The organism is Burkholderia sp. Z1 (assembly GCF_014893795.1).
GTDB classification, from domain to species: domain Bacteria; phylum Pseudomonadota; class Gammaproteobacteria; order Burkholderiales; family Burkholderiaceae; genus Burkholderia; species Burkholderia theae.
This window is the reverse complement of record NZ_JACFYL010000003.1, coordinates 467,078-492,426: the sequence shown is the minus strand read 5'-3', so window position 1 is coordinate 492,426 and position 25,349 is coordinate 467,078. Positions and strand designations below refer to the sequence as shown.

Sequence of the window (25,349 nt, the reverse complement as noted above, 5' to 3'; positions counted from 1 at the left end):
TCGACAGGACAGGGTCACGATCCGGCGCGACCCATCGCGCGAATCGACCGGCATCTCGCGCCTCACGTTCAGGCCTGCGAGCCGCGCTTGCGGCGCAGCGACGCGAGGCCCGCGATGCGGTCGCCCAGCACGTCGGCGGCCGGCTTGAGTCGCTGCTTCAGGACGCGGTGCCGCATGGCCGCCGCCGCACCGCCGATCACCAGCAGCAGCACGCCAACGCCCGCCAGGATCCAGCGCAGCGGATGCGGCTGCGCAGGCGTCGCGGCCGCGATTTCAACCGGTTCGGCCGCGACGGCAGTAACACTCACCTGATCGTACGAAAGCCCTTCGACGCTGTGCACGACGAGGTTCTTGATCTGCGGCACGAGCGCATCGATATCGGATTCGGGCCGGTACTTGATGAACACCGCCGCCGACGAAGGCTTCACCTGCTGGGCCAGCGGATCGTTGTTCGGCAGCACGATCTGCACGCGCGCGAACATGACGCCGTCGATATGCGACAACGTGCCCGACAACTCCTGCGACAGGCCGTAGATGAAGCGCACGCGCTCCTCGGTCGGCGTGGACACCAGCCCTTCCTTCTTGAACAGGTTGCCGAGGTCGTCGAACTTGCTGTGCGGCAGGCCGCGCATCCGCAGAATCTGCATCGCGCGCACCATGTCGCCGCTTTCGACCTGCAGCACGTAGGTCTTGCCGCCGTCCGGGCTCGCCTTGTCGGCGCTCACGCCGCGCTCCAGCAACGCGACCGTCATCTCGTTGACGTCCTGCTCGCTGAGGTTCGCGTACAGCTCCTTCTTGCACGACGCCAGCAACGCGCAACCGGCCAGCATCAAGGCCAGGCCGGCCCGCCGCGCCGCGTCGCGCTTCCATCCAGGCCGACGCGTCATGGCTACTGGTTCTTCATCAGCGTTTCGGCCGACGACCTCGACGACGACACGACGCTCATCTTCGCCTGGAAGTCGAACTGCACGCGGTACATCTCCATCGCGGCATCGGCCGATTGCGCGATCACCTGTTTCACGTCCATGTTGGCGCTCTGCGCCGACAACTCGGTGATGCGATCCATCGCGTGCTGCGCGGCCGCGTCGTGCGTGGTCAGCATTTGCGCGATCACGCTGCCGCCATCCGCGCCTTCCTGATGCGTGCCGGGCGGGACCAGTTGCGGCTGATTCATCAGCGCCTGGAATTTTTCCGCTGCCCCGGCGTTGGCGGTATCGCCGCCCTTCGTGAGATCGGTCAATGCCGAGTCAATCATCTGGCTTGTGACTGCGTGGCTCATTCGCCCTCCTCGTTCGGTGCTGCGTTATGCCGCCGATGCGGCGTCGATCACGCGCGCAGGTAGTTCAGCTGCGGGGCGGAAGCCGGCGACGAGGCCGGGCCGTCGTCGCGGCGCGATGGTTCGTCCTGCGGCTCGCCGGCGAACGGCCGGCACGATTCCGGAATCGTGAATTCGCCGCCGCGATAGTCGCGCACCGCGTTGTTCAGGTCCTCGCGCGCCTCGAGCGCACGCACCAGTTCGAGCGACTCGCGGTTCGGATTCGATTCGAGCGCGCTATGCGCCCATTGGCGCCAGCCCGGCTCGCCCTTGGACGCGAGGCAATAGGCCATCATCGCCTTCGCGTAGACGAAGTCCGGCGCGAGGTCGATCAGCGCCCTCAGCGCATGCGCGGCATCGTTCCAGCGGCCGTGAACGATATGCAGCACGCCGTCGAGCATGCCGATCTCCGCGACGGCCGGGCGGAACACGCGCAACGCATCGAGCACGAGCTCGACATCGAGCGTGTCGCCGGCCGCCTTCGGAAACCGGGCGAATAGCGCGGCGGAGACGGTATCGATCAGGCCGCACACAACGTCGTGACTGCATTGCAGGTAGTCGGGTGGCGCGTTCGCCGCAGACGGCGCAGGCTGGCTGTTGAGCATGACGTTGACTCTCCATGGATACGGGCAATCGCCGTTGCGGCAGGCGCATCGCGCGCCGGCCCTCGTGACATCCGGCCACGCGCACCGCGACCAGCGATACATCCCACCATAGCAACGGGCCGCGGCGCGGCCGGCGGGCGACGCGAAGCCTTCCGTGCGCAAACGAAGCCCCGTGCGACCGCCGCGCAAAACCGGCGGGAACCGCCGCTCGCTTCGTTTGCGCCGCCGATGCTTCGGGCCTGCCGCGCAGGCCGACCCGCGCGGCCCTATGCTCGACACAGGTTCGTCGACACATGCAGCGTGCCCGGACGGCCCGCGGATTCCCGTGCCGGGTGCGACTGCATCCGGCGCCGGCCGTCGGGGCCGGCCCGCCGCCACGTCGTCGCGCTTGCCCGCCCTTCCGACCCAGGCCTTCGATGAGCGACGAGAAAACCGAAAAGCCGACCGACAAGAAGCTGCGCGACGCACGCCGCGACGGCGAGGTGTCGAAAAGCACCGACCTCATTGACGGCGCGCTGCTCGCGACCGGTGTCATCGTGCTGCTCGCGTGCGGCGACATGATCGTCGACGCGACGCGCTCGTCGCTGCACATCGCGCTCGATTTCGTCGCGACCGGCCACGACATGGTCACGCTGGCGGTGGCGTTGCAGCAGATCGGTGCGCGGCTGGCGGGTGCCGTGCTGGTGCCGGTCGCGGCGGCCCTCGTCGCCGTCGTGGTGGCGCTGGCGCCGCAAGTCGGCTTCCAGGTGTCGATGAAGCCGGTGGCGTTCAAGCTCAATGCGGTCAGCCCGGTGGCCGGGATCAAGAAGATCTTCTCGATGCGCACGCTGATCGACCTGCTGAAGATGGTCGTCAAGGGCTTGATCGTGTCGTTCGTGATGTGGCGCACCATCGACGCGGTGATGCCGATGGTGGCCGGCTCGCTGTACCAGCCGCTGCCGCAGCTGTCGCGGCTGCTGGGCGTGATCGTGCTGAAGCTGTTCGGCGTGGCCGCGCTGGTGTTCGTCATCATGGGCGCGGCGGACGTGAAGCTGCAGCGCTGGCTGTTCATCCGCAGCAAGAAGATGAGCAAGGACGAAGTCAAGCGCCAGCACAAGCAGGACGAAGGCGACCCGATCATCAAGGGCGAGCGCCGCCGGATCGCGCGCGAACTGTCGAACGGCCCCGCGCGGCCGAAAGTCGGGGCGGCGAACGTGATGGTCGTCAACCCGACCCACTATGCGGTCGCGCTGCGCTATGCGCCCGACGAACACCCGCTGCCCGTGATCATCGCGAAAGGCTTCGATGCGGAAGCCGCGCGCCTGCGCCGCGAGGCGCAGCTGGCCGACGTGCCGATCGTCGGCAATCCGCCCGTCGCGCGTGCGCTCTACCAGGTCGAGCTGGGCGCGCCGATTCCCGAAGAGCTGTTCGAGACGGTCGCGGTGATCCTGCGCTGGGTCGAATCGCTCGGCGCGTCGCGCGCTCGGCCCGATGCGGGCGCCCGCGCCGACGCGCACTGATCCACGCAACCCGGTTACGTCCCATGGCCACCCTGTTCAAGTCGCTGAAGCTGCCCGCCGGCGGAGAAATCGCGTTGCTCGCGCTGATCGTCGCGATGATCTCGCTGATGATCCTGCCGCTGCCCACGCTGCTGATCGACATCCTGCTGAGCCTCAATCTCGCGATCAGCGTGACCTTGCTGATGGTCACGCTCTACGTGCCGAGCATCGTGTCGCTGTCCGCGTTCCCGACGCTGCTGCTGTTCACGACGCTGTATCGCCTGTCGCTGAACATCGCGTCGACCAAGTCGATCCTGCTGCACGCGGAGGCCGGCGACATCATCGACAGCTTCGGCCAGCTGGTGGTCGGCGGCAATCTGGTCGTCGGGATCGTCGTGTTCGTGATCATCACGGTCGTGCAGTTCATCGTGATCGCGAAGGGGTCCGAGCGGGTCGCCGAAGTGGGCGCGCGGTTCACGCTCGACGCGCTGCCCGGCAAGCAGATGAGCATCGACGCCGACCTGCGCGCGAACAACCTGACGCCCGACGAGGCACGCCACAAGCGCGCCACGCTGGCGCTCGAGAGCGCGCTGCACGGCGGGATGGACGGCGCGATGAAGTTCGTGAAGGGCGACGCGGTCGCCGGGCTGATCATCACGGTCGTCAACATCGTGGCCGGCCTCGCGGTCGGCGTCGCGTATCACGGGATGAGCGCGGGCGAGGCGGCCAACCGCTTCTCGATCCTGTCGATTGGCGACGCGATGGTGTCGCAGATTCCTTCGCTGCTGCTGTCGGTGGCGGCCGGCGTGATGATCACGCGCGTCTCCGACGAGCGCGAAGGCAAGTCGCTGTCGCTCGGCGCCGAGATCGGCCGGCAGCTCGGCGCCAGCGCGCGCGCGCTGGCCTTCGCGTCGCTGCTGCTGCTGGCGTTCGCGGCGGTGCCGGGTTTTCCATGGCCGCTGTTCCTGCTGCTGTCGGGCGCGCTCGGCTTCGCCGCGTATCGGCTCGGCCAGCGCAAGCCGTCCCGCGGCGCGTCCGCCGACGAACCGCTCGGCTCGATGCAGCGGGCCGGCGCGAAAACCGGCTCGCCCGCGATCCTGCCGCAGGCGCCCGCGTTCGCCGCGCCGCTGGGCGTACGCATTTCCGCCGATCTGGTCGTGCGCATCAACCAGCCGGCACTCGACCGCGCGTTCGAGGCCGAGCGCGCGCTGCTGCAGGAAGAACTCGGGTTGCCGTTCCCCGGCATCACGATCTGGGTCTCGGACCGCGTTCCGCCGTCGAGCTGCGAATTCCTGATGCACGACGTGCCACAACTGTCGCTCGCGCTGCCGCCCGGCAAGGTGGTGCTGCCCGATCTCGGCGCGGCGGCCGCGAGCGCGCCGGAACCCGGCGATGCGCGGACCGTGGACAACGAAGCCGCCAACGCGATGATCGCGCAGTGCGACGTCGGCATGCCGATCGTCGCGAACGGCCCGCAAACCTACTGGATCGACGAAAAATCGGTGCCCGCGAAAACCCGCGTGTGGCGCGCGGAGCAGCTGATCGCGCATGCGTCGGTCGCGTTGCTGCGGCAGCACGCGGCGTTGTTCGTCGGAGTCCAGGAGGTGCAATACATCTTCGACCAGATGGGCGGCGACTACCCGGGGCTCGTCGCCGAGGTGCAAAAGGTGCTGCCGCCGCAACGGATCGCGGACGTGCTGCGGCGCCTGCTCGAGGAGCAGGTGTCGATCCGCAATGCGCGCAACATCATGGAAAGCCTGATCGCGTGGGGGCCGAAGGAAAAGGACATGCTGATGCTCACGGAATACGTGCGCGGCGACCTGTCGCGCTTCCTCGCGCACCGTGCCGCCAACGGCGCGCGACAATTGCCGGCCGTGCTGTTCGACATGCCGGTCGAACAGCATATTCGCCAGGCGATCAAGCAGACGCCGACCGGCAACTACCTGGCGTTGCCGCCTGAAGAAGCGAAGTTCCTGGTCGACAGCATCCAGTCCTTCGTCGGTCCGGTGCCACGCTCGGGCATCGCGCTGGTGACGTCGATGGATATCCGCCGCTACGTGAGGCGCATGATCGAATCGCAACTCGGCTGGCTGCCGGTCTACTCGTATCAGGAGCTGGGCTCGCATGTCGATCTGCAACCGCTGGGCCGGGTGATGCTGTAAATCGCGATGTCCAGGATCCATCGCCCCGCCCGCATCATCGCGCCCTCCACCGAGCCGGCCGACCTGCCCGGCACGCGCCGCGCGCGGCGCTTCGATTACGCGGCGCTGCTGCGCCAGCGGGCCGTGCCGCGCGTGGCCGGTACGGCATCCGACGGCGATGGCGACGGACAGGATGCGTACGACGCACCGGATTCCGATAGCGCAAGCGACGACACCGGCGGCGACGTGCCGTTCGGCACCGCGCGGCACCACCCGCGCGCGGGCGCTGCGCTGGACGAACGGATCGGCGCGGCCAGCGCGCCGATCGTCGGCGCCGTCTACCGGCAGCAGAACCGCTTCATCGAGCTGACCGCGCGCATCGCGCGCGAGATCGCCGAGTTCTGCTCGAACCGCACGATCGCGCGGTCGGGCAACTGGGATGTCAGCCTGCCGCTCGACCCGGCGGTATTGCCGGACACGACGCTGTACCTGTCGCTTTCGCCTGCCTGTCTGCAGCTTCGTTTCGATGCGCAGGATCCGTCGAGCAGGCAGCTACTCTGGCAGCACAGTCGCCTCCTGGATCGCGAACTGACCGGACTCCTCGACGCATGGGGCGAACCGCGGCAGATCGAGATCGTCATCGAGTGACGCGACGTCACGCACGGATCGTCTGCCGCATGCCTGCCGACGAGCGTCCCGACACCGGCCTGGACAACCCTCAATCGCTATCGTGCTCACCGAAACAGTTTCGCGGAATGACGGCATGACGGGCGGCGCGGCACAGCGGCCGCCCGCCCTCGTCGCGAACGGCGCCGACGCGCCGGCGTTGCCCGCCGATGCGCTGGCGCATGGCCTGCCGCGACTGACGCCCGCCGCCGCGCAAGCGAGCCGGATCCTGTTCGACGCGCGGGTCGACACGCTGGTGTCGCATCTCGGCGGCGTCACCGGATGGCAGCTGAAACCCGCGGCAGCGACGGCCGATCCGGGTGCGCATCCCGCCGAACCGGGCCGGATCGTCCTCGCGCACGTCACGGGGAGCCTGTCGATCGACGTCGATCTGGCGCGTTATCCGGCGTTGCAGATACTCGCGCCGGAAGCCCGCGGAGCGGGACCGGCAGCCGGCACCGGCGCCGTGCACGCGTTGCGGCAATCGATCGCGAGCGTGCTGCTGGCGCCGCTCACGGAGGTGCTGCTCGCAACGGGCATCGGTACGTGGCGCGTGGCGGACGTGCTGCGAACCGGCAGCGCGGCGGCCGCACGTCACGGGGAGCGCCATGCGGGCCGGATGCCGGATTCGCGCGACGTCAACGACGATCAACTCGCGGCGGATGTGTCCGTCACGTTCGACGGATACCGCCACGATGCAACGCTGCAGATCGGCCCGGCGACCCTCGCGCTGCTCGAACGGCGGCTGTCGTCGCTGCAGGCGAGCCGGTCGCACGCGGCCGCGCCGCAGGACGCGCTGCCTGCGCAGCCCGGCGCCTTCGACACCTTTCATCCGCCGCTGCGCATCCCGGGCCGCGTCACGATCGGGGCGCGCCGCATCGCGATCACCGCGCTCGAGGCGCTGCGCCCCGGCGACGTCCTGCTGCGCACGATGCCGACCCGCATCGAGACCGCACTGAGTCTGGGCGATGCGATTCGCGTGCGCGCCGCCTGGGGCACGCCGGGGCTGACCCGGCTTTGCGCCGCTGTCGAAATCGACGGCAGCCGGCTTGTCATCATCGAGGAGCCCGTCATGACCGACGAACTGCAACACACCGACGACGACCCGCCACCGCTCGCCGACGATTTCCACGACGAGCCCGTCGACATCGGTGAACTGGATCTGCCCGTGCAGTTCGAGCTCGACAGCGTCGCGCTGCCGCTCGCGCAACTGTCGTCGCTGCGTCCGGGTTATGTGATCGAGCTCGACACGCGCGTGACCGACGCGCGGATCAGGCTGGTCGCGCACGGGCAGACGATCGGCCATGGCGAGCTGATCGCGGTGGCCGACCGTCTCGGCGTTCGAATCCTGCGGATGGCACACGACGATGGTTCAGTACAGTGATCTCACCGGGCTGCTGCTCGTCGTCGTCGCGATCACGATCGTGCCGTTCGTCGCGATGGTCGTCACCTGCTACATGAAGATCGTGGTGGTGCTCGGCCTGTTGCGCAACGCGCTCGGCGTGCAGCAGGTGCCGCCGAACATGGTGCTCAACGGCATCGCGATCCTGGTTTCCGCGTACGTGCTGGCGCCGGTCGCCATCGCCGCGTCGCGCAACCTGCCGACCGATCCGGTCGCCAGCGAATCCAGTTCGCAGGCGGTGATGCAGGCGTTCAGCGCGGCGCGCGAGCCATTCCGCAAATTCCTCGAGGCCCATGCGCACCAGCGCGAGCGGCGCTTCTTCGTCCGCTCGGCGGCGGTGGTCTGGCCGAAGGACGTCGCGAGCGAACTGAAGGACACGGACCTGTTCGTGCTGGCGCCCGCCTTCACGCTGACCGAGCTGACGGAGGCCTTCAAGATCGGCTTCCTGCTGTATGTCGCCTTCATCGTGGTCGACCTGATCATCGCCAACGTGCTCCTGGCGATGGGGTTGAACCAGGTGCAGCCGACCAACGTCGCGATTCCGTTCAAGCTGCTGCTGTTCGTCGTGATGGATGGCTGGTCGACACTGATCCACGGCCTCGTGCTGACCTACAAGTAGTGCGCGGCAATCGATACCGAACCGCTGTTCACGGGGACTCTCGATGGAAATTGACGCGCTGATCGGCGCTACCGCCCAGGGGATGCTGCTGTGCCTCTACTGCTCGCTGCCGGTCGTCATCGTGGCGGCCGCGGTCGGGCTCGCCGTGTCGTTCCTGCAGGCGATCACGTCGATGCAGGACCAGACCTTGCCGCATGGCGTGAAGCTGGTGGCAGTGGTGATCACGATCATCATCGTGGCCCCGCTGGCGGCGTCCGCGGTGCTGCATTTCGCCAACCAGATGATGCGCACCGCGTTGCCGCAATGAACGCCCCCATCACGACGATCGCCGCTGCGCGCGTCCGGCCCGGGGTGCTTTGCCGATGAGCCGGATCTCGCACAATCCGTACGCCGCGGCCCAGGACGGGCTCGCGCAAGCCGAGCAGGCACGCGCCGAACGTACGCGCGACGACACGCGTGCGACCCATCAGGCCGCGTTGTATCGGGGCCGCACGACCTTTACCCATGCGCATCGGGCGAGCGCGAAGCTGCTGGCGAACAAGCTGCGCGCCGCCAAGTTGCGTGCGCGCCTCGCACAGGCCCGGCGGAAAAATGCCGGCAAGCGGGCCAGCTTCGCGATGTCGCGCAAGGCGCTGGCCCAGGCGCCGCGGCAAGCGGGCTCGTCCGGCGCGACCCGGCGCGCGATGCCGAAATCGCTGTCGGGATTGCGTGTCAGCCGTGACGGCGGGCGCGGCGGGCAGCGCGGCGGCGGCGAGCGACAGTCGTCGCAGCAGGACGGGAAACAGCAGCAGCAAGGCCGGCAACAACAACGGCAGGAACAGGATGCGCGGCGCGGGCCGGGCAAATTGCGCGTCGCCCATCGCGGCATGGGTGCTGCGTTGCCGGACGACGCAACGTTGCCCGACTGGTTGAACGATGCGCTCGATCACGAAACCGACGGCGCGCGCGAACAGGCCGTTGCCGACGCGTGTTGCGACGAGCTGCTTGCGATGCGCGACGAACTCGCCGCGGCTCCGGAACAGCGCCTCGATGCCCGGATGTATCGCGTTGCCCGAGAAGTCACGCTCGCGCGCACGTGGCTCGGTGCATCGGGCGCGACGGGTTTCGAAGCGGTTCGTGCGCGCCTCGTCGAGCGGTCCCGATTGCGTGGTGCCGCCGCGGCCGCGGAAGATGCGCAGCACGCCAACCAGTCGACGCTGGCCACGGAGCCGGTGAATCGCGTCCGGCATTTCAACCTGCTGCTGGGTCTGCAGTTGCTCGCGCTCGAGCGACCGACGATCGGCTCGCGTGCAGCGCGCGCGGACAGCATCCTGGCCTCGCTGCAGGCGGGCGCCAGCGCGGAACACGACGACGCGCGCGACCGGCAGGACGACGACGCCCTGCCGTCCCCCGCGTCGCCGCATTGAGCACTTCGCAACCGCGCACGCCGGTTCGCGCGCCGGTCAGGCGCCGGCATCGTCGGTCGCTACAGTGAAAGCATCGAAAGCACGCGACGCCGATGCGATTCGACGCATGTCGCCCGCCTCACCGCAAGGATCCGAGTGACCATGAAACTGCTGCGCATCCTCACGGGACACCACGCCGGCGCCCAGGTCCATCTGGAGCCCGGCGCGTATCGTGTCGGCGTCGACGACGACGCCGACATCCAGCTCACCGACTGGCGCGGCGCCGACGTGCTGCTGGTGGTCGAGCCGAATGGCGCCGTCAGCAGCCAGCGAATCGAGCGCGGCGATGCGGATGACCCGCAGGCTGCTTTCGCCACGTCGCCGGACGGCCGGCGGCTCGACGGCGATGTCGATGGCGACGTAGCGGCTGGCATGGCTCAACGCGAGGCTCACGACGAAGCGCACACCGTGGGCGAGGACCCGCCGCTGGACCCCTGCAAGGTGTGGATGGTCGACTTCGTGCCGCTGCAGTTCGACGACATCGCGTTGTGCATCGGCTGGGCGGACGACACGTGGCCGAGCGATCTCGCGTTGCTGTCGACGCTGCTGACCGGCCCCGCCCACGCATCGCGCGAAGGCGACGACACGCAACACGGCGCCGCGCGCCTGAAACGGTTGCGCTATACGGGCATCGTCGCCGCGTGCGTGGCCGTCGGCGCGGGCGTGATCGGCATCAGCTTCGTGCTGACCACCAACGTCAGCCGCGCCGCGCTCACGCCGCCCGACGTGCTGTTCGAGCAACGCGTGAACCGCGCGCTGGCCGACGCGCACCTGAACGAGCTGCATGCGGCGCGGGATGGCGACGGCGCCGCGCGCGCGGTGGTGACGGGCATGGTCCGCTCGGCCAACGACGATCATGTCGCGCGGCAACTGTTCGATCACCTGAAGCCGGGCGTCGTCGTGCGCCGCTACCGGGTGGCCGACGACATCGCCCGCGGGATCCGGGATGCCGTCGATGTCGACGGCGTGCAGGTCGCCTACGACGGACATGGCGTGTTTACCGTGTCCGGCGCGGTGGCCGACCGGCAACGCGTCGAGAACGCGCTGACGCGTATCCGCGGCGATTTCGACAAGAGCGTCACGCAGATTCGCGTGTCGCTGAGCGATATCGCTGTTCCGGCGCCGGCGCCGAAACAGGGGACGTTCACCGCGCTGCTGTCGTCGGGCGACGTGCGGTACGCCGAAACGCCGGACGGCGTGAAGCACATCTATCCCGTGCCGGAAGCCGCCGACGACGGCGCATCGGACGCGATCGCCGCATCGGCGCCGGGCGCTGTGTCCGACACGCCGGGCTCGCCCGCCACGCCGCCTGCCGCGCAGGCCAGCCCCGTGCCGTTGCCGTCGGACGACCGGGTGGCCGCGGCGTCGATTCACTGAACCCAAGGGGAAAAACGCATGTACGAAGCCATCGAACGCCACGCCGAGGATTTCGGCAATCTGCAGAACCTGCTTGCCGATCCCACCGCGGGGCCGCGACTGATCGAACTCGAACGCGCGTTGCAACAAAGCGCGCAGGCGGTCGGCGACGCACAGGGCGGCAACGACCTCGACCGCAGCAATCGCTCGAAGATCTATCTCGGGCTGATGGCGGCCAGCCGCCTTGTCGCCCAGCTTCGCGAACAGGAACTCGCGAAGTAACGCCCGGTTTTCGCGCTTGCGCGCGGAATCCCGCGACGCCGGATCACCGGGCCGTCGCGTTTTGCAACGACTGCCGGGGAAGTCACTCGCGGGCAACCGCGAGGTCCTTCGTACGGCTTTTTCCACACGTCGAAAGGAGTGAGTCATGTTCAGCAACGTGGGTAGCAGTATTGCAGGCGGCGCAAACGGCGCCGCCGCCTCCGGCGGGATCATCGGACAGATCGAGGCCAATGCGAACCAGTCCCTGGCGATCGCAGGGGCACAATCGGATGCGCAGCTCAAGCAGGCGGCCGGTGAGGCGCTGAAGGGCGGCGCGAAGGGCATCAAGGACGCCGCCAGCCCGTCGTGATCGAGACGGGGCCAGCCGGCACCGTCTTTTCGCCGATCGGGCCGCGTCGCGGCGCGGTCGGCTTTTCCTATCGGTTGTGTTGCCGATGAGTATCGATATCTATACCGCGTTGATCGGCGAGCTGTGCACCGCCGTCGGTTTGCCCGATGTCGACCACGTGCTGCAGACGCGCACGATCGAGGTCGAGGGTTTCGACGTTCGGCTCGATCACTTCGACAACGATCAGGGCGCGCTCTACGTCAATTTTCATTACGGTACGGTCACCGCCGGCCGCACGTTGACGATCTTCCGGCTGATGCTGGAGGCCAACCTGCTGATCTACGCGCAGGATCAGGCGCAACTCGGCATGGACAGCGACACGGGCGGCATCGTGCTGATCGTGCGTGTGCCGTTCGCCGACGACGTGACCGGCGAAACCATCGCCGACCTGTTGTCGCACTATGCCGAGCACGGGCGGTACTGGCGGCAGAACATCATCGAATCGAGCGACGACATGTTCGAAGGGATCGCGACGGGCGAATTCATCTGGCTGCGCGCGTGAGCGCGCGCCGCGACGCGTCGTGTCGAACCACGGATGGCGCCGCGTGGCGGGACGACACTTCGCGTCCGCTTATCCGTCTTCGCTTCGGTGCCGCGATCCGCGCGGCCGCGCGCCTATGCTGAGGTCCGGAACCCGTTGACCCCGGAGGTCACATGACTGAAACGCGTATCTTCCACGGCCCGCGCCCTACCATCGACCCGACGCGGCAACACGACGGGGCCGGCAATGCGCCCCCCGGCAAGGGTTCGGTGCGTTCGTCGACGGCGCAGCAGCCCGGCGCACTGCTGGGCGGTCTGCAACGGCCCGCGCCAGGGCCCGGCACGCGGGGCGCGTTCAATGTGCCCGGCCGGGGGACGAACCTGCAGGACGTGCTGGTGCCGGCCGGCACCGCGCCGCGCGTCGCGCCGCGGACACCGCCCGCGCCCTACCCGCAACGGCCGATGTCGATGCCGCCGTATCCGCACGAGCCGTCGTCGAACGCGTATCCGGGACGCCCGCGCACCTACTCGATGCCCGGGCCGGCGCGGGGACCGCTGACCATGCCCGATCCCGCCGATTACAAGCCGGGCGGCAGATTCGGCCCGGCGCAAAACGTGGATGCGCGGCCGGTGCACGCGTATCCCGAGCCGCAGTTCGCTCGACCGCATCCGGGATCCGTGCCGGCGCCGCAAGCGTCCTATCCGGCGCGACCGGCCCATCCGCCGCAACCTCACCCTCCCGCCGGTGTTGCACCGGGACCGGCCGTCCCGACATTCGCGACGTCTCCTGTCGACGCGCGAATCGGCTCTGCCAGGCAGCTCTTCCGCACTGTGCGGCAAGCGTTGCGTGCCTTTACGTCCGATTGGACCCGTGCCGGCAATACCGGCGGCACCATCAGCGCGAGCCAGTCGAGAAGCGAAGCGCGCCTGGCGCGTTACGCGGAGGACTCGGCGTCCGAGACTCCGCTGACCGGTGGATATGGCGACGGCCGATTCGATCGCCGTTGATCACGCCAATGCCGGCAGCAACCGACGCCGGGGCTGACGGCATGCCCCGGAGTGGGCATTTTTAGCCGTCGTACGAAAGCATGGATGCCGTGCGCGTGCGGGTGTGACCGCAATAACGAGCAGACGCCGGCAGTCGCCATGATTTGTTTGGGTTTCGAGACCTGATCCGAGTGTGCCGATGACCATTCCGATAACCACCGGCGAAAGCGCCGATCCGTATCACGCCGCGACCCACGAAGGCCCTTCCGCGCCGCCCGCCCCATCGGCATCGGCATCGCGGCCGACTCCCGGCCGGCCTTCGCAGCTGGCAGGACTGCCGGACCGCTCCGACACGCGATCGACACCGGCGGATTCGGCATCGCGTGAACCGGGGCACGCGAACGGCGCTTCGTCGGCGAACCGGATGGAAAACCGGCAGCAGGATCTTCCGCAGCAATCCGAAGCAACGCGCGCATCGGCTTCGCGTATCGACAGGCGTTTCAGGTCGGCTCCGCCGGTTCCGATGGTGCCGCCGCAATATGCCGCCAGCGTGTCGCCGTTGCGGCCCGCGGTCACGCGTTCCCGCTCGGCGCCGTCCGCCGTCGTCGAGCCGCGACGCGATACACCGGATGCGTCGGCTTCGCGAATCGACCGGAATTTTCCTGGCGCGCCGCCCGTCCCGATGGTGCCGCCGCAGCTTGCCGCCAGCGTACGGCCGTTGCGACCTGTCATCCGGCATGCTCCATCCGCGTCGTCCGCTTCGGCCGAGCCGCAGCGCGTTGCAGCGGGCACCCCGGATTCGCGAATCGGCCGGAATTCTCCCGACACGCCACCGGTTCCGATCGTGCCGCAACGCATGCTTGCCGACACACCAGACGAGTCGACCGAAGCGATCGAAACGACCGACGTACCGCCGACGCCGATCGACACGCCCGCACCGGGCACCGAAGTTCAGTCGACGCGCACACGCACAACGACGCCGCCGGAAGCCACCCCATCCACCGAGAGCATCGAGCAACAGGAAGCGCAGATCACGGAACAGGTCAGCCTGCTCCGGCAGTTGCTCAGCAACACGGCGACCACGACCGGCATCGGCTGGACTGCCAACGTGTTGCATGCGACAGCGCGCGAAGGCACGATCTACTATCTGGCGACGGCTATCCGCGAAGTGGTCGGGCAACTCGCCGCGAAGAATCTCGAGCATGTGTCGGAACCCGTGAAAGTCGCCGTGTCCGCAAGCATCGTCGCCGGGGTCGGGATGCTCAACGCGCTCGTCGCGGCCCAGCAACGCGTCAACGGGCGCGGCAACTGGATGACCCGTTCGGCCCAGGCGTCCAATATCGCGTTGCTCGGTGCCGCGGCGACGATTGCGGGGACCACCGGCGGGCTCGGCAAAGCGACCGCATTGCTGATCAAGGCGACCGAGTATTCGGCCAGCCTCGGCGCGATCGGCTTGTTCATCCGGCCGGCAGACAATCGCGACCCGTCGCTGCAACACGCGAACGGCCGCGCGGTATTCACCAACATGGTGGTCTATGGCGTCAGCCAGATCCCGATCTTCAAGCTTCAGGGGACGGGCGCCGCCTATTCGGGCACGAGCGATGCCGCGCTGGCCAGCTCGGCGAAAAGCGCGTTCGGCCATTTCAGCGCGTTTGCCGCCGCCAACGCCGCGGGCGAAGTGATCAACGCGCTGGTGTACCCGGCGCTCACGGCCTTTTACGACCACCTGGCCGATGGCCTGAGGCCTGCTCTGCGCGCGGTGCAGGACCTCCGGCTCACGACCCATGTGCATGTTCCGGTCGGCAAGGATGTCATCAACAACTGGGCGGGACGAGAGGTGGTCGGCAGCGTGACGCGCGATGACGTCGAGGATCGGGCGACGGGATCGACGCTCGCGGTCGAGTCGCTGTTCGTGATCCTGTACACGGTCCTCGATGCAATCAGCAAGGCCGGGCCCGCCGCGCACCTGAGTGCGAGCGACAGCGACGATCTGACGAACACGATCGCGGCGTTGTCGATCGGCCTGATGTTCGTGAACTTCATCGGCATGGTGAGCATGTCGCCGCGCCGCACGGTTGCGGCCATCGATCCGGAAGCCGCGCCGGCGGAACACGCACCGCCGGCTGCAACGGATGAGCCCGGGACCGTGCAGCCACGCCCGGAGGATGCGACGCCGCCGCGCTGAATCCGCCAACCGGTTGCCAGCACACCCGCGATCGATCCGGCACAGCTTCGGGTTCGACGACGACGCTTCAGACGCCGCCGCTGCCACACGGCACCCGCTTGTTATAAGTCGAGCGGTGTGTGCGGCAGCGGATACCGATGCGGTCGACACATCACGCCCTCGCCTGCCCGCCGCCGCGCACGCATCGACTGCAGTCGATACGCATGCCGACCGTCGCGGCCAATCCGGCACGCAACCCGATACTGGAGATCTGATGCAAACCACCCATGCAACGCACCACGGCGCGAGCATGCCGACCGACCTCGATGGCGGCGCGCTCGAGCGCGTGGGCAGCCATCAAAACGATGGTCATGTCGATGCATCGCCGGCCCCCGCCGCGTCGACTCGCGTCAGCCCGCGCGTCGACGCGAGACTGGCGCAATTGGCACGCGCCCCAACGCCCGAACGAAAAACAGATACCGCTTTTTCCGCCAAACCCGGTCCGGTGCGGGCCGACAACCCGACGGGAACCACGTCGACACAGCTCTGCTTTATCCAGAACGGCATGCCGCCACGGTATCTGACCGGCACGCTGCTTCAACATGGCACGGTATTGATGGCCCGCGCGCCGACTCCCGACGGAGGGCAGCGCATGACCCGATTCTCGCAAGTGACCGCATCCGACGGCTCCAGGCTGTTCATGCCAGGGTTGGCGGGTGGCGCCGGCTGGTACAGCACGCAAGGCGGGCAGCCGTATTACTTCGACGAAGCCGCCGCGGCAGACGCACAGTATTTTCACGGCGACGCGTGGCAGTCGGCGCCGCCGCAAGACCTGCACACGGGCGCGTCTTCTGCAGCCGGATCGGCTTCGGTATCGGAATTTCAAGCGCTTCCGTTTGACACATGCGCGACCAATGGAAACATCTATGTGATCGCGTGCAGCGCACTCGGGCCGTTTGACTTGTTCGACGTGCACACGCACGAATCGGTCGGGAATTTCTGGGTCTCCGCGACCGAGTCAGGTCGGACGATTTCGTTTCCGTCCATCGAGAACGACTCCGATATCCCGGGGGCCGTCGATCTGGCCATCTGGCATCTTGCAAGGCACACCTCGATGCCCGAGATGACCATCGAATGTGTCCTCAATTCCGAATTACTGCGCAAGCTGACATCGAAATACGGAATGACATGCGATGACGGCTTGAATTGCACGGGAAACACGCAATCGATGCGGGCGGTGGCGGAGCGGAGTCTGCTCAGAAACGGATGGCGCCTGAATTGACGGATGCATCGGCGGCCTGATACGGGCCGCGCCTCTCCCGGTCACCCATTTTTGAAAGACGAAAACGTCATGCGAACACGATCCGCCGTTTCTCCTCGCCGCCCCGACCTCGCACCCGACAACCCCGCGACGCCGAGCCCGGAAGCAGGACGCCCGGAGGCGAACGCCGCGTCGGCCGATCAACGTCTTTCATCGCTGACCTCGTTTCAGCACCGGCGAAGATCGAGCGAGTCGCCGGTTGCCAGCACAGTCGAACTGTCGACGCTACGTGCCGGCACCCGCGCGCGGTTGCCTCGCCACGAGAGCGGCGAAACAGAACGCGTATCTGCGGCGTTGCCCGACGCCCGAATCACCGAAGCGCAGACCGACGAGCCGAATTCGGTACCGGCCCAGCAAACGGCGCACCTCGGCTACGAAGAGATGCGAACGCTGTCGCGGAACGTGCACGAATTGGCGGCAGCGCTGACGGCGTCGGTCGACGACGCCGTCGCGTTCCACACGAAGTTGCGAACGGAACTGGCGAAGCACGACGTCAACGCGCTGACCGACGCCCATCTGCGGCGCGTCGACGCATTCCAGCAACACATCGCGATGGCGCAACCCGTGAAGCAGACGCTCGACAGGATGACGGGCGATCTCGACACGCTGCTGGCCTCGGACGAAGGAAAGGCCGCGGAGAAGGCTGCCGGTCGCGCCGGCAAGATCCAGCGCGCGATCGGCATGACGGAAGCGATGCTCGCGATCGTGGCCAAGAACGCCGCGTGGTACGCCGCGCCGGGGATCATCCCGGCGACCGGCACGTCCTTTCATGACGTCGGCAGGATGGCCGCGCTGGTGGCTTCGCGTTCGGCGCTCGCGATGGCGCTGGCCGCAACGACCGAATATCCGCTCGCAACCGACGGGCAGCGCCGCTACAAGGACGCCGGCGGGCAACTCATCCGGCTCCAGGGGTATGTGCAGGCGTTCGACCAGATGGCGGCGCTGGCCACGATGTTCGCCGTCAGCAAGGCGACCGGCCAGGCAGCGCCGCCGGCGTTTCAGGTCAGCGGCTTCGTGCTGTCCGCCTTGGGCGCGGCGATGCAGACCGGCGCGTTGAACGACGTGATGCTGCGTATCGTGCGGCCAATCTCGACCCTGCTGCGCGGCAACGCGCCCCGCCCCGTCGAACCCGCGTTCGTGCCGATCGCGACCGACGGGCTGCGAGCCGCGATGAACGACGCGCGACCGGCGCAACCCGATCGGGTCGAACCGGCCGGACGGGATCTCGAACAAGGATTCGGGCCCGTTGCGCGCGGCGCCGATCCGGCATCGGCACTGCAACGCGTGCTCGACGAGCTGCATGCGTACCCGCTCGATCGCATGCGATCGGACATCGCGAAGGCTTGCCTATCGATCACCAACCTGCACGATGCGATCTTTCCCCGGCTCGACGCGCAACCGGCAGACGACGCGACGGCATCGGCACACCCTGCGCCGGCTCCGCCGCTGACGTATGACGCCCACGTCGAGCGGTTCACGCACGACATCGACGCGATACGCACCGCCGCGCTCCGGTTTCGCGACGGCTTGCCTGCGAACGACGAGCGGCGCGTCCGGATCGACGCGGCGTTCGAGGAGGCACAGGACACGGAAGCGCGGATCGCGGCGATGTCGAAGGACGGATCGCCGAAACGAGCCGCGTTCTTTGCCGCGATGGGGGCCTTGAGCGTCACGGGCGCGGTGCTCGGTGCGATCGGCCCCGCCGTTCACGACGAATGGCTGTCGAACCTCGGCAACCGGGCGGCGATTTTCGGTGTAACGTCGTCGGTGCTGCAGGCGTTCGCGAACCTCGGCCAGTTCCTCGGCGGCGCGCAACCGGGCGACGGCCGTCTCGCGCGCATCCTGAAGATCGGCATGGACCAGGAGAACAGCCAAACCCTCGCGTGGGCCAAGAACTGGGCGCGCTCCGTCCGGTTCCTGCTCGGCGAGTTTCCGCTGCTGCAGTTGTCCACGACGTTCTCCGAGATGTCCGACAAGGAAGCCGGCAGGATCCCGGAGGCGCCGGCGCACGGCATCCCGTCGGCCTATACGATCAGAAACGTGCAGGAAGCATTCCGCGCTGCGTTCAGCCTCGCGTTCACCACGATGGCGCTCGACGAGACAGCGCAGTGGAATCACCTCGCAGGACTCGGCGTCAGCGCGCTTGGCGCGATCGTGCCGGTGGCGGTCGAGGCGGGTGCGTCGGCCAGGCGCTAGGCGGCGGATGACGCCTGCCGCACCGGCGCATCCAGCGCACGGGTCAGGATTGTGTCCACGCGACCGTCCTGACTCACCGCGGTGCAGAAGTCCGGGACGCGGCGGTTGTCGCGAGCAGCGCGTCGACACGGCTTCACTCCGTCGATCGTGTCCGGCTCAACGGAGTGGAGCCAATCGCGCCAGTTCACACGGTCGGATCTCCGCGCAACCCACGCGCACGCCACCGCGCCCCGACGTGCAACCCCGCGCCCGCCGCGACGAATGCCGCGCAAACGCCCAGCACGCCCGACCATCCGGCCGCCGTCCAGGCCGGCACGGCCAGCGCGGTGCCGCAGGTGCCGCCGATGAAGTAGACGATCATGTAGACGCCGTTGATGCGCGTGCGCGCAGCCGGCCGCAGCGCATAGATCACGGTCTGGTTGCAGACCATCGCCGCCTGGATGCCCATGTCGAGCAGCACGATCGCCAGCGCCTCGACGGCGACCTGCCCCGGCCACGCGGCGAACAGCGCGAGCGCGACGAACAGGCAGGCGAGCGCGCGCCCGAACACGCGCTCGGGGCCGAGCACGTCGGCCGCGCGACCGATCGCCGGCGCGATCAGCGCACCGGCGATGCCCGCCAGCCCGAACAGCCCGTCCACGGACGCGCCCCACGCCGGATGCGCGTGCTGCAGATGCAGCGCGTAACTCGCCCACAGCGCGCTGAACGCGCCGAACAGCAGCGCCCCGCGCCATGCCGCCAGCCGCAGGCGCGGCTCGTCGCGATAGAGCGCGCGCAACGAGCGCAGCAGGCCCGCATAGGATTCACCGGTCGTCGCCGGCGCGCGCGGTAACCGGCGCGACACGAGCCATCCGAGGGCCGCCTGCGCGAGCGCCGCGAACGCGAACATCGCGCGCCAGCCGAGCGTCTCGGTCACCGCGCCCGACACCACGCGGCTCGCGACGATGCCGATCAGCAACCCGAGCATCACGCGCCCCACCACGCGGCCGCGCCGCTCGGGCGCCGCCAGCGTGGCCGCGAACGGCACCGTCAGCGACGCGGTGGTCGCGAACACGCCGCTCGCGAGCGTGGCAAGCGCCTCCAGCGCGAAGAACGGCGCAAGCGCCGCGCCGGCCAGCGCGAGCGCGCCGAGCCACGCGAGACGCGCGACCAGCGCACGCTTCTCGTAGCGATCGCCCAGCGGCACGAGCAACACGAGGCCCGCCACGTAGCCGACATGGCCGAACACCGACAGCGTGCTCGCGGTGGCCGGCGCGACGCCGAAGCTGTGCGCGATCGCGGCCGCCATGACCTGGTTGTAATAGAGGCTGCCCGCCGAAAACGCGCACAGCGTCGCCATCAGCGCCACCTGCGCGCCGGTGAGGCCGTCGCCGCCGGCCGCCCCTTCGCGCGCGTCAGCAGCCATCGCCGAGCGCTCCCGGGTTGACCCGCCGATCCGGATCGAGGCTCGCCTTGACGCGCCGCATCAGGTTCCACGATCCCGGCTCCAGCACGCGCTCGAACGGATAGTCGCGCGAGACCTGCCAGCTCGCACCGCCCAGTTCCGCATACGCGAGATAGGTTGCGTCGCGGATCGCCTGCACCGCGGCCCGCGCGTCGGGTGCGGCCGGCCGGTCGGCCCACGGCGCGGTGACGTCGGCGCCGACCATCGCGACATGCAATGGCGTGAGTTCGTCGCGCCAGTAGAACGCGGTCTCGAAGAAGAACTCGTTGCCGATGCACATCAGGAAATGCGAGCGGCTGATCCCGTGCTGCGCCATCAACGCGTCGAAGCCCTCGAAATGACGCGCCATCGCGTCGCAGACATACAGCGCGTCGCCGAGGGCGAACGTCGCGTGGCACGGCACCCAGCGCTCGCCGTTCAGCCCGAGCATGCCGCGCACCGGGCCGAACGGCTTGGCGCGGATCACGCGCGGCACCGAATCGGGCAACTCCACGCCTTCACGCAGCACGATGCCGCGCACCTCGGCCAGCGCCTCGTCGAGACGGCGCGCGGATTCGTCCTCGACCATCAGGTGCAGCGTGTACGGATGCGCGGTCAGGAATTGCGTACCGGCCGCCGCCACCGTCACCGCATCCTTCATGCCGACCGCGAGGCTCTTGCCGGCGCCGATCACGGCCAGCAGACTCTTGACGCTGTCCGCCGAGCGGTTCACGGCGGCCGACTGCAGCGCCTTGTTGCGGTCGATGCCGAAGCTCTCGGCGATCTTGCCGGTCTGCGCGAGACGCACCTGCGCGTCGACCATCGCCTGCATCGTCGCGAAGCCGGCCGACAGGTAACCGACATGCGGCGTGCGCTCGATCAGGCGCAGCGTGGCGGCGACCTTGATGCCGAACGCACCGTTGTCGCCGAGAAAGAGCCCGGTGAAATCGGGCCCGCCGCCGTGCCGCGTGAACGGTTTCGCGCCGCGCCGCCCGCCCGATCCGGTGGTCACGCAGGTGCCGTCGGCCAGCACGGCCGTGACGCCGAGCACGCTGTCGGCCGCGGTGCCGTGGCGGCTCGATCCGTAGAACGCGCTGTTCTGCGACAGCGCACCGCCGACCGTACCGCCGATCCCGGACATCGGCCCCCAGTACGGCGTGCGCAAGCCGGTCGGCAACAGCGCCTCATGCAGTTCGGCCCACGTGCAGCCCGCTTCCACGGTGACGAAACGGCTCTTCTCGTCGATCTCGATCACGCGCGACATGCGGCGCGTGTCGACCACGATGCAGTGGCGGTGCGGCGGCAGATAACCCTTGCCGTAAGACAAACCGCCGCCGCGTGGAATCAGCGCGACGTCGAGGTCCTGCGCGAGCCGCGCAAGCGCCACCACGTCGTCGGCGCTGCGCGGCAGCGTGATCGCGAGCGGTGCCACGCCCGGTTGCCAGAACACGTCGTTCGAATAAAACGCGAGCGACGACTCGTCGGTCAGTACCGCGTCGGCACCGATGAGCGCGCGCAGCCGTTCGCCCAGATCGCCGTGCATCGGCCCGTGAAATGCAATCTGCATGGTCATGCCTCGACTGAAATCGGGTGGAAACGGAACGCGTCGTGCCGCACGGCGCACGATGCCGGAACGTCCGGTTCGGGCGCCATCCGGCGCGCGAGCGACAGCTGAAACGCGTGCAGCGGCCCTTCATGGAACGGCGAGAACGGGCCGGGGCGATAGCCCGGCGAGCGGCGGCACGCCTGCATGCCCTCGATCATCGGAATGTCCTCGCGATTGATGCGATCCCAGTTCGCGCGCACACGCATGCGGATCGCTTCCAGCGGATCGGATGCGTCGCCGGACGGCTCGCCGACGAAGAAGAAGTACACGTGCTCGTCGGTGGTCTGCACGTCGACCGGATCGACCGTCAGCACGAACAGGTAGTCCGCGTGCAGGCCCAGCATCAGCGTCGGGCTCGCGAGCAGGTATTCGGCGCCGCGCGCACGTTGCGGCGACAGCCCGGCGAACGTCGGCAGGCCACCGTGGCCCGCGGTCGCCGCATCGTAGACGTGGGTGCCGACGCCGCAGAAATGATCGTCCACGACCTGATAGTGTTCGTTCCACAGCGACGCCTTGTTGAGCGCGGGATGAACGAACGGGTTGTGATAGCTATCGAGAAAGTTCTCGACCACCAGCTTCCAGTTGCCGTGCACGCGATAGTGCAGCGCGCCGCCGTAGTGCAGTTGCGAGAAGTCGTAGTCGTGCCAGCGCGTGTCGAGCGCGGCCAGCGTATCGGCGAGCGGTGCCGCTTGCCCGCCCGGGTTCACGCAGACGAGGCCGTTCCAGCACGCGCTGCGCACGCGATCGAGTTCGAGACAGGCGCGGCGCGATTCGTCCACGCGGTGATCGTGGATCCCGTTGAAGTGGCTCGCGCGTTCCAGCGAACCGTTCAACCCGTATCGCCACGCATGATACGGACACCGGATCGAATTGACGTCGCTCGCCATTTCGCTCACGAGCGGCACGCCGCGATGCTTGCAGATGTTGTGGAAGCAATCGAGCGTGCCGTCACGGTCGCGCGTCACGACGAGCGGCATGCCGGACAGCGTGACGGGCAGCACGTCGCCGGGGCGGCCGACCTGCCCGCTCGCGGCCGCGACGCGCCAGTGACGTTCGTCGAGCACCGCCAGCTCGTGCGCGAAGATCCCGGGGTCGGTGTAGAACAGCGCGGGTAGCGATACCGCGTGCTCGAGCGGTTTCGCGAGATGCTGGGTAAGGACATGTTGATAGCGCTGCGCAGCCTGCATGAAGTTCCCCCTGGTGAGCCGCGCTCGTGCGGCCGTGACAGCGATCGTAGGAGAAACGTGCCGTCGCGACGGCTGCGATGCGAAACGGTGGCGATCCATCCGTATCGGACGGTCGCCGGATTCACGGGTGCGCGTCATCCGGGGGCGGCGAAGGAAACGTCGGGGTGAGCCGATGTGTAGCTCGGGCGTGCTTCGCATTCGGCAACCGCCGTTCCGATGCGACGGCTGCCATCGCGCCACCTCCGCCTACATTCGTCCACATCCCATCAACCATTCCCCGAACGCCATGCGAGTGACGCGCACAGAGAATCCGGACTCCTCCCCGCGGGCCAGCGAAAGCCCCACCGATAACACACGCCGTACGCCGACGCCGACCGTGGACACGGCCGCGCAGGCGCAGACCCGATCGCAATTCCCGCCGTCTTTTCTCGGGAAGCGCCGCCAGAGCACGGCGTCGCTGGAGACCGCGAGCGACGCACCGTCATCACAACGCTTTCGCGCGTCGGGCACCACGCCGGAAGCCGTCGCAGGCGGCCCCGGTGCGCCGGTTGCACAAGCGGCCGGTGCGTCGCGGCATGCCGTCGGTACGCCCGAGCTCGTCGGGCCGGTCATGATGACGAATGTCAGACACTATGCCGACGGAACCCGCATGGGCGAAATCGACCCGAATGACGAGAACACCCGAGACGAGCTCATCAGTTTCCTGTTCGAAATAGACGGGGACGATCGTGCCGCGCTCGCGTCCCGTTTCGAGCATGACTATCCGCCCGACGCATTTGACCCGCGCATCTATGACGGCATGGTCGTCGCGGTCAAGGACGAGGTCATCGCGGGTTTCATGGACTATTCGGAAACGGAACTGCACGCCCCGGGGCAAGTTGCGCAGATCAATATCCTGGTTGCGAAGGAACATCGCGGAACCGACGTCGCAAGAAACCTCGCGAAACAAGTCGACGAGGCGCTGCTCGCCAAGGGCTTTCGCTACAAGCTGTCCCGCGTATGGGAAAGCAATACGGCGCAGCTGGAACGAAAGCACCGGCGCGGTTGGCGGCCCGACCCGGCACTTACCGTAGCGGGCGACACGAAAGCGTTCTGGATCGCACTGGATCCGACGTTCGCGGACATTCCGCCGCCAAGGCGCAGCCCGGCCCGTTGACCGCGCCGGGCCGGCATGCACGCTGTATCGCCGGCCTGCGCGTCGTCGGGCGCTGTCCATCTAGTCGAGCAGATCGGCGAATGCCTGCAACGGGCCATGCCGCCGCGCTGCCGACAGGCGTTTGATCGGCGCTTCGACCATCGTCATGAGCGCCGCGTGGTGCTGTGTCGGCTGACGGCCGATCGCGGTCACCAGTCTCGTGAGCGGCTCGCTCCGATAGCGGTCGGGCAGCAGTTCGATTTCGCGGAGCATGCTCGAGAACGGTTCGAGATCGTCGGCGTTTTCCGGCAAGCGAATGTCGCTGGCGGATTCCCCGAGCCGGCCGGCGAAGGCTTGCATCGGCTTGTGCCGATGCTCCGCCGGCAGTTTCGTGATGGTTTCGAACAGTCCGCTCCGGAGCAGCGGCTGAAGGTCGCCCGACAGCTTGCCGGTCTCTGCCACGAGCGCCGCAAGCGGCACGCCCTGCTGATCGTGAGGCAGTTCCTCGCTGACACCCTTGAGAACGGTCGCGAACGCGCCCAGATGATCGGCGTGATCCATGCCGTGGATCAGCCCCGCAAACTGGGTCAGCTGTTGAGCACGCGCGCTTGGTCTCACCGGCGGCAGATTTTCCGCGATCGCCTGCAAGCGGCCCAGCAGCTGACGATAGGTTTCGTGATCGATGCGCAGCGGATGGTCTTCAGGCAAATGGAAACTGGTCGTGAATCCATGCATGAGGCGGTCCGCCTCCGCGATCGATTGCGGGACGTGCTGGCGCGGCAGTTCCTCCCAGCGCCGTTGCGCATGCTGAACGTCACGCACGGGAGAGCGGTTCCTCAGCAACGGCTGCATGAATTCGGGGATCGCGCGCTCGCGCGCCGAAGGCGTCGGGGACGCGGCGGCGCTCGCCGCCGTCCCGGCTTCTTCGGCAGGTTCGCTGTGCACCGGGCTCGAGGCCCCCGATCGAACGGGCGTAGGCATGGTCGTACTCCATTGAGGTTGTTCCGTGCCGGCCATTTCATCGGATGACGGCCGTCGGTGAACGGTTGCCGGCGAATGCGTCGATCAGGATCCGAACGTGGTTGCCGTGATTGCCGCACAACGACGCTCGACGCGCATCTGCCGACCACGTGCAAGCCGGCAGCGAACCTCG

General features: G+C 68.1%; 24 protein-coding genes. 16 read left to right on the top strand and 8 right to left on the bottom strand.

Annotated features, from left to right (window positions below; all coding sequences use genetic code 11):
* Positions 1-68: 68 nt before the first annotated feature.
* Genes sctJ through H3H55_RS34560 form a run of 3 tightly spaced genes read right to left on the bottom strand, consistent with a single transcriptional unit; the run spans position 69 to position 1,920 of the window.
* Positions 69-887 carry a type III secretion system inner membrane ring lipoprotein SctJ gene (gene sctJ / locus H3H55_RS34570; RefSeq protein ID WP_193102681.1) on the bottom strand — a complete coding sequence of 273 codons (819 nt, stop codon included), beginning with the start codon at positions 885-887 and terminating at the stop codon, positions 69-71.
* A gap of 2 nt (positions 888-889) precedes the next feature.
* Positions 890-1,279 carry a hypothetical protein gene (locus H3H55_RS34565; protein WP_129518189.1) on the bottom strand — a complete coding sequence of 130 codons (390 nt, stop codon included), beginning with the start codon at positions 1,277-1,279 and terminating at the stop codon, positions 890-892.
* 47 nt (positions 1,280-1,326) lie between these two features.
* The gene (locus tag H3H55_RS34560) at positions 1,327-1,920 is read right to left on the bottom strand and encodes an HrpB1 family type III secretion system apparatus protein (RefSeq protein WP_193102680.1); all 594 of its coding nucleotides are present in this window, start codon (positions 1,918-1,920) and stop codon (positions 1,327-1,329) included.
* 416 nt (positions 1,921-2,336) lie between these two features.
* Here H3H55_RS34560 and sctU point away from each other — a divergent pair, with 416 nt between their 5' ends.
* From sctU to H3H55_RS34500, 12 genes are all read left to right on the top strand, one after another.
* Positions 2,337-3,419, top strand: coding sequence for a type III secretion system export apparatus subunit SctU (gene sctU / locus H3H55_RS34555; protein WP_193102679.1), 1,083 nt, complete (start codon positions 2,337-2,339; stop codon positions 3,417-3,419).
* 23 nt (positions 3,420-3,442) lie between these two features.
* Positions 3,443-5,560, top strand: coding sequence for a type III secretion system export apparatus subunit SctV (sctV, locus tag H3H55_RS34550; RefSeq protein WP_193102678.1), 2,118 nt, complete (start codon positions 3,443-3,445; stop codon positions 5,558-5,560).
* Between the two features lie 6 nt (positions 5,561-5,566).
* The gene (gene sctP, locus H3H55_RS34545) at positions 5,567-6,187 is read left to right on the top strand and encodes a type III secretion system protein SctP (protein ID WP_193102677.1); all 621 of its coding nucleotides are present in this window, start codon (positions 5,567-5,569) and stop codon (positions 6,185-6,187) included.
* A gap of 115 nt (positions 6,188-6,302) precedes the next feature.
* Positions 6,303-7,589 carry a type III secretion system cytoplasmic ring protein SctQ gene (gene sctQ / locus H3H55_RS34540; protein WP_193102676.1) on the top strand — a complete coding sequence of 429 codons (1,287 nt, stop codon included), beginning with the start codon at positions 6,303-6,305 and terminating at the stop codon, positions 7,587-7,589.
* Positions 7,573-8,226 (top strand): type III secretion system export apparatus subunit SctR, encoded by a 654-nt coding sequence (gene sctR, locus H3H55_RS34535; protein ID WP_193102675.1) that lies wholly within the window; start codon positions 7,573-7,575, stop codon positions 8,224-8,226. The genes sctQ and sctR overlap by 17 nt, the downstream gene beginning before the upstream one ends.
* 43 nt (positions 8,227-8,269) lie before the next feature.
* Positions 8,270-8,533 carry a type III secretion system export apparatus subunit SctS gene (gene sctS / locus H3H55_RS34530; protein ID WP_193102674.1) on the top strand — a complete coding sequence of 88 codons (264 nt, stop codon included), beginning with the start codon at positions 8,270-8,272 and terminating at the stop codon, positions 8,531-8,533.
* 55 nt (positions 8,534-8,588) lie between these two features.
* A complete protein-coding gene (locus tag H3H55_RS34525; RefSeq protein ID WP_193102673.1) occupies positions 8,589-9,632 on the top strand; it encodes a hypothetical protein in 1,044 nt (347 codons plus the stop codon).
* Positions 9,633-9,773: 141 nt separating this feature from the next.
* The gene (locus tag H3H55_RS34520) at positions 9,774-11,048 is read left to right on the top strand and encodes a secretion protein (protein ID WP_193102672.1); all 1,275 of its coding nucleotides are present in this window, start codon (positions 9,774-9,776) and stop codon (positions 11,046-11,048) included.
* A gap of 18 nt (positions 11,049-11,066) precedes the next feature.
* Positions 11,067-11,309, top strand: a complete 243-nt coding sequence (locus H3H55_RS34515) for a type III secretion protein (RefSeq protein WP_193102671.1) — start codon at positions 11,067-11,069, stop codon at positions 11,307-11,309.
* Between the two features lie 145 nt (positions 11,310-11,454).
* On the top strand, positions 11,455-11,658 hold the full coding sequence (locus H3H55_RS34510) for a hypothetical protein (protein WP_129518197.1): 204 nt from the start codon (positions 11,455-11,457) through the stop codon (positions 11,656-11,658).
* A gap of 85 nt (positions 11,659-11,743) precedes the next feature.
* A complete protein-coding gene (locus H3H55_RS34505) occupies positions 11,744-12,199 on the top strand; it encodes a CesT family type III secretion system chaperone (RefSeq protein WP_129518198.1) in 456 nt (151 codons plus the stop codon).
* A 152-nt stretch (positions 12,200-12,351) separates the two neighbouring features.
* On the top strand, positions 12,352-13,185 hold the full coding sequence (locus H3H55_RS34500; protein WP_193102670.1) for a hypothetical protein: 834 nt from the start codon (positions 12,352-12,354) through the stop codon (positions 13,183-13,185).
* 219 nt (positions 13,186-13,404) lie between these two features.
* Here the strand turns inward: H3H55_RS34500 and H3H55_RS34495 are convergent, their stop codons facing one another.
* Positions 13,405-13,740, bottom strand: a complete 336-nt coding sequence (locus H3H55_RS34495) for a hypothetical protein (RefSeq protein ID WP_193102669.1) — start codon at positions 13,738-13,740, stop codon at positions 13,405-13,407.
* A gap of 268 nt (positions 13,741-14,008) precedes the next feature.
* Between H3H55_RS34495 and H3H55_RS34490 the strand changes: the two genes are divergently transcribed.
* From H3H55_RS34490 to H3H55_RS34480, 3 genes are all read left to right on the top strand, one after another.
* Complete coding sequence (locus tag H3H55_RS34490; RefSeq protein ID WP_193102668.1) at positions 14,009-15,349, top strand: hypothetical protein; 1,341 nt, start codon at positions 14,009-14,011, stop codon at positions 15,347-15,349.
* 253 nt (positions 15,350-15,602) lie between these two features.
* On the top strand, positions 15,603-16,610 hold the full coding sequence (locus tag H3H55_RS34485) for a hypothetical protein (RefSeq protein WP_193102667.1): 1,008 nt from the start codon (positions 15,603-15,605) through the stop codon (positions 16,608-16,610).
* 333 nt (positions 16,611-16,943) lie between these two features.
* On the top strand, positions 16,944-18,845 hold the full coding sequence (locus tag H3H55_RS34480) for a hypothetical protein (protein ID WP_193102666.1): 1,902 nt from the start codon (positions 16,944-16,946) through the stop codon (positions 18,843-18,845).
* A gap of 184 nt (positions 18,846-19,029) precedes the next feature.
* Here H3H55_RS34480 and H3H55_RS34475 read toward each other — a convergent pair whose 3' ends face one another.
* Genes H3H55_RS34475 through H3H55_RS34465 form a run of 3 tightly spaced genes read right to left on the bottom strand, consistent with a single transcriptional unit; the run spans position 19,030 to position 23,061 of the window.
* On the bottom strand, positions 19,030-20,250 hold the full coding sequence (locus H3H55_RS34475; RefSeq protein ID WP_193102665.1) for an MFS transporter: 1,221 nt from the start codon (positions 20,248-20,250) through the stop codon (positions 19,030-19,032).
* Positions 20,240-21,835 (bottom strand): FAD-binding oxidoreductase, encoded by a 1,596-nt coding sequence (locus tag H3H55_RS34470; RefSeq protein ID WP_226800686.1) that lies wholly within the window; start codon positions 21,833-21,835, stop codon positions 20,240-20,242. The genes H3H55_RS34475 and H3H55_RS34470 overlap by 11 nt, the downstream gene beginning before the upstream one ends.
* A 2-nt stretch (positions 21,836-21,837) precedes the next feature.
* The gene (locus H3H55_RS34465) at positions 21,838-23,061 is read right to left on the bottom strand and encodes an aromatic ring-hydroxylating oxygenase subunit alpha (protein ID WP_193102664.1); all 1,224 of its coding nucleotides are present in this window, start codon (positions 23,059-23,061) and stop codon (positions 21,838-21,840) included.
* A 376-nt stretch (positions 23,062-23,437) separates the two neighbouring features.
* Between H3H55_RS34465 and H3H55_RS34460 the strand changes: the two genes are divergently transcribed.
* Positions 23,438-24,217 (top strand): GNAT family N-acetyltransferase, encoded by a 780-nt coding sequence (locus tag H3H55_RS34460; protein ID WP_193102663.1) that lies wholly within the window; start codon positions 23,438-23,440, stop codon positions 24,215-24,217.
* A gap of 60 nt (positions 24,218-24,277) precedes the next feature.
* Here H3H55_RS34460 and H3H55_RS34455 read toward each other — a convergent pair whose 3' ends face one another.
* Positions 24,278-25,177, bottom strand: a complete 900-nt coding sequence (locus tag H3H55_RS34455) for a hypothetical protein (protein WP_193102662.1) — start codon at positions 25,175-25,177, stop codon at positions 24,278-24,280.
* Positions 25,178-25,349 lie beyond the last annotated feature (172 nt).

Excerpts from the sequence above, each read along its gene's own strand:
- sctJ (WP_193102681.1), bottom strand. The coding sequence starts at position 887 with ATGACGCGTCGGCCTGGATGGAAGCGCGACGCGGCGCGGCGGGCCGGC.
- H3H55_RS34565 (WP_129518189.1), bottom strand. The coding sequence starts at position 1,279 with ATGAGCCACGCAGTCACAAGCCAGATGATTGACTCGGCATTGACCGAT.
- H3H55_RS34560 (WP_193102680.1), bottom strand. The coding sequence starts at position 1,920 with ATGCTCAACAGCCAGCCTGCGCCGTCTGCGGCGAACGCGCCACCCGAC.
- sctU (WP_193102679.1), top strand. The coding sequence starts at position 2,337 with ATGAGCGACGAGAAAACCGAAAAGCCGACCGACAAGAAGCTGCGCGAC.
- sctV (WP_193102678.1), top strand. The coding sequence starts at position 3,443 with ATGGCCACCCTGTTCAAGTCGCTGAAGCTGCCCGCCGGCGGAGAAATC.
- sctP (WP_193102677.1), top strand. The coding sequence starts at position 5,567 with ATGTCCAGGATCCATCGCCCCGCCCGCATCATCGCGCCCTCCACCGAG.
- sctQ (WP_193102676.1), top strand. The coding sequence starts at position 6,303 with ATGACGGGCGGCGCGGCACAGCGGCCGCCCGCCCTCGTCGCGAACGGC.
- sctR (WP_193102675.1), top strand. The coding sequence starts at position 7,573 with ATGGTTCAGTACAGTGATCTCACCGGGCTGCTGCTCGTCGTCGTCGCG.
- sctS (WP_193102674.1), top strand. The coding sequence starts at position 8,270 with ATGGAAATTGACGCGCTGATCGGCGCTACCGCCCAGGGGATGCTGCTG.
- H3H55_RS34525 (WP_193102673.1), top strand. The coding sequence starts at position 8,589 with ATGAGCCGGATCTCGCACAATCCGTACGCCGCGGCCCAGGACGGGCTC.
- H3H55_RS34520 (WP_193102672.1), top strand. The coding sequence starts at position 9,774 with ATGAAACTGCTGCGCATCCTCACGGGACACCACGCCGGCGCCCAGGTC.
- H3H55_RS34515 (WP_193102671.1), top strand. The coding sequence starts at position 11,067 with ATGTACGAAGCCATCGAACGCCACGCCGAGGATTTCGGCAATCTGCAG.
- H3H55_RS34510 (WP_129518197.1), top strand. The coding sequence starts at position 11,455 with ATGTTCAGCAACGTGGGTAGCAGTATTGCAGGCGGCGCAAACGGCGCC.
- H3H55_RS34505 (WP_129518198.1), top strand. The coding sequence starts at position 11,744 with ATGAGTATCGATATCTATACCGCGTTGATCGGCGAGCTGTGCACCGCC.
- H3H55_RS34500 (WP_193102670.1), top strand. The coding sequence starts at position 12,352 with ATGACTGAAACGCGTATCTTCCACGGCCCGCGCCCTACCATCGACCCG.
- H3H55_RS34485 (WP_193102667.1), top strand. The coding sequence starts at position 15,603 with ATGCAAACCACCCATGCAACGCACCACGGCGCGAGCATGCCGACCGAC.
- H3H55_RS34475 (WP_193102665.1), bottom strand. The coding sequence starts at position 20,250 with ATGGCTGCTGACGCGCGCGAAGGGGCGGCCGGCGGCGACGGCCTCACC.
- H3H55_RS34470 (WP_226800686.1), bottom strand. The coding sequence starts at position 21,835 with ATGCAGATTGCATTTCACGGGCCGATGCACGGCGATCTGGGCGAACGG.
- H3H55_RS34465 (WP_193102664.1), bottom strand. The coding sequence starts at position 23,061 with ATGCAGGCTGCGCAGCGCTATCAACATGTCCTTACCCAGCATCTCGCG.
- H3H55_RS34455 (WP_193102662.1), bottom strand. The coding sequence starts at position 25,177 with ATGCCTACGCCCGTTCGATCGGGGGCCTCGAGCCCGGTGCACAGCGAA.